Here is a 2,858-nt window from a genome sequence, read left to right as displayed (position 1 = left end):
GGCACTCGCGTTCGTGCCTCAGCCTGGCGCTGGCTGCCGCGATCTTCCCCGTCGGCGCGCGCGCCGAGCTCGCGGTCTGGGCGGTCGGCGATTCGGAGAAGCTGCACCCGACAGCGGTCTACGAGGCGAGCAACTTCTTCTGGGACGGCGCGACGCGCACGCTTCGCCTGCACAGCGCTCGCAACGAGGTGATCGCCTTCCAGATCGCGCTGCGCTCGGACACGCCGCTGGCGGGCGTCGACCTCCTGCCCACGGGCGACTTCACGGGCCCGGGCGGCAGCGTCGGGGCCGAGCAGCTCGACTTCTACCTGGAGTACTTCGCCGACATCGAGATCGCCGGCAACGACTACCCGGGCGACTACGGCTTCGACCTGATCTGGCCGGACGCCCTGATCCCCTTCCGCGATCCTTACGAGAGCGACGTCGGCGCCCTCGGCGCGCCCTTTGCGCTCGCGGCGAACACGACGGCGGTGGTCTGGGCGGACCTCTTCGTGCCGCCGGGTACGCTGGCCGGCGATTACACGGTCGGCCTGCGCGTGCGCGTGAACGGCGCGACGGTCCAGACGCTGAATCTCGCGCTCAAGGTCTGGGACTTCACGCTGCCCGCGCAGAACCACCTCTGGCACTACGGCCTGATCACCTCGCGCTGGGGCGACGGCGAAGGGGTGCCCCTGCGCGATCTGCCCGATAGCTGGCCCGTCCTCAAGAACTACCTCATCGACGGCCGCAAGCACCGCCTCTGCTGGGACGACACCTACTGGCCCTGCCCCAGCTTCGACGCCGAGGGCCACCTCATCGCGATGGACTGGAGCGAGTTCGACCTCTACGAGGGCCAGCGCCTCAGCGGCAGCCTCTTCACGGAGGGTCCCATGGCCGGCGCGACCTACGAGCTGGCGCGCCTGACCTGGCCGGCGGGCGGGTCCTATCCGCCGGGCTGCCCGAACATCTTCTATCCGCCGGACCCGGACCCCGTGGGCAATCCGGTCTACGAGAACACGATCCGCGAGTACATCGAGGAGTACGTGCGGCACTATGTCAGCAAGGGCTGGAACATGCCGCTTGCGCTCTACGGCTACGACGAGGTGGGCAGCGCCGCCTATCACCAGTGGTGGGCGGGCCTGGTGGACGAGGCGAACCAGAACCTGATCGCCGAGGGGACGATCGCCGCACCGCGCGTGCTGTACATGTACGTGCGCGCCTCGACGCAGTCGTCCATGATCGGCTACGCGGACCTCTGGGCGGTGCGCGCGAGCGGCTACAACGTGGAGTTCGGCCGCGCGCGCCAGGCCGAGGGCGCCAAGATGATGTTCTACCACTGGTCCGAGCCGCGCGTGGGCCATCACACGATCAACACCTACGGCTTCTCGATGCGCACGAAGCCGCTGATCGCCTGGAAGTACCGCGTGGACGGCATCTACGCCGAGTGGTCGGCCACGAACTGGCAGTACGTGAACCAGCTCTACAACGGCAAGGCCAGCGACTACTACGACAGCCGCTGGGGCAACGGACTGCTCTACTATCCGGGCTCGCGCCTGTCGCAGGCCGGCTACCCGGTGGCGATCGACGGGCCCGTGCCCTCGATCCGGCTCAAGGCCCTGCGGCGGGGCATGCAGGACTACGAGTACGCCTGGCTGCTCGAGAGCCTGGGCGGCGACCCCGACGCGCTGATCGACGCGGTGATCGTGAGCGCGCTGAACCACGCGCCCTGCACGGACTGCCTCGGCGACTGGAGCCACGATGCGGACGACTGGTACCAGCTCCGCTGGGACCTGGCGGCGGCCATCGACTCGGCCTCGCCGGTCGAGCTGCCGCGGCTGGCGGCGACGCCGGCGGCGCTCGCCGTCGCGCTGCCTCTCGGCGGCGCGGGCAGCGACTCCCTGCGCCTCGCGAACACGGGCGGGGCCAGCCTGTCCTGGCAGGCGGAGGTCGAGGACGCGGGCGGCGCTGCGCCCGCCTGGCTGCGCCTGCGCGCGCCGGCCTACGGCCTGCTCGCGCCGGGCGAGTGGACGCGGCTCGTCGTCGACGTCGACGCCGCGGGGCTGGCGGAGGGCACTCACCAGGCCCACGTCGTCATCGAGAGCAACGATCCGGTGACGCCGCACCTGGAACTGCCCGTGACGCTCGCGGTGGGCGAGGGCGCGCCGGCGGATGCGCCCGTCGGCCTGGGGCAGAACCACCCCAATCCCTTCCCGCCCGGCGGCACCACGATCAGCTTCTCGCTGGAGCAGGCCGCCCCGGTGACCCTCGAGATCCTCGACGCGCAGGGCCGCTTGGTGCGCCGCCTGCTGGTCGCCGCAGCGCTCGCCGCCGGCCCGCACGAGCTGCCCTGGGACGGTAAGGACGCCGCCGGCGAGGCCGCGGCCAGCGGCGTCTACCTCGCTGTTCTCCGCGCCGGCGGGGACACGCTCACGCGCAAGATGCTGATGCTGCGTTAGCCGCACCTTACGAGCCGGGCCTGCTTTTCTTGCTTTGCCTCAATTGCGCGGACCATGATCTGCGCGGCCGGAGATTGACCATACATCCCCTCGATATCGTCCTTGACGCCAGACACTCATTCAGATATCCTGCTGAAGTGGATTGGCGCACGCTATACACCCTGTGCCGGGCTGCTCTCTCAAGACATGGAGTCTCCAGCAATCCCGGGGCGGTTCATAATCTGCAAACAAAGAGCCCTGGAGCCAGGGCCTTCACACGGAGGTGTGACCATGCGGGTTCTGAGTCTTCTGAGTGCTATCGTCTTCGCTGCGGGTTGCGCGCCCACAGCTCCCAAGGTGAGTCAGCCCACTCTGACAACTATCAATCTCGAACGCCCTACTGTTGTCCTTGCTCCTGGCTATGAGCACGCGAAGGTCATCCCC

The 2,858-nt window shown here is 69.1% G+C and carries 1 protein-coding gene; it reads left to right on the top strand.

Going from position 1 to position 2,858, the window contains the following annotated elements; genetic code table 11:
• Positions 1-2,435: DUF4091 domain-containing protein (locus FJ251_15165; protein MBM4119041.1), on the top strand; the 2,435-nt coding region annotated here is incomplete at its 5' end.
• Positions 2,436-2,858: the final 423 nt, after the last annotated feature.

This window comes from bacterium, from assembly GCA_016873475.1.
Lineage (GTDB): Bacteria > Krumholzibacteriota > Krumholzibacteriia > JACNKJ01 > JACNKJ01 > VGXI01.
Note: the sequence above shows the minus strand (reverse complement) of the source record. Positions and strands in the feature narration are given on the sequence as shown.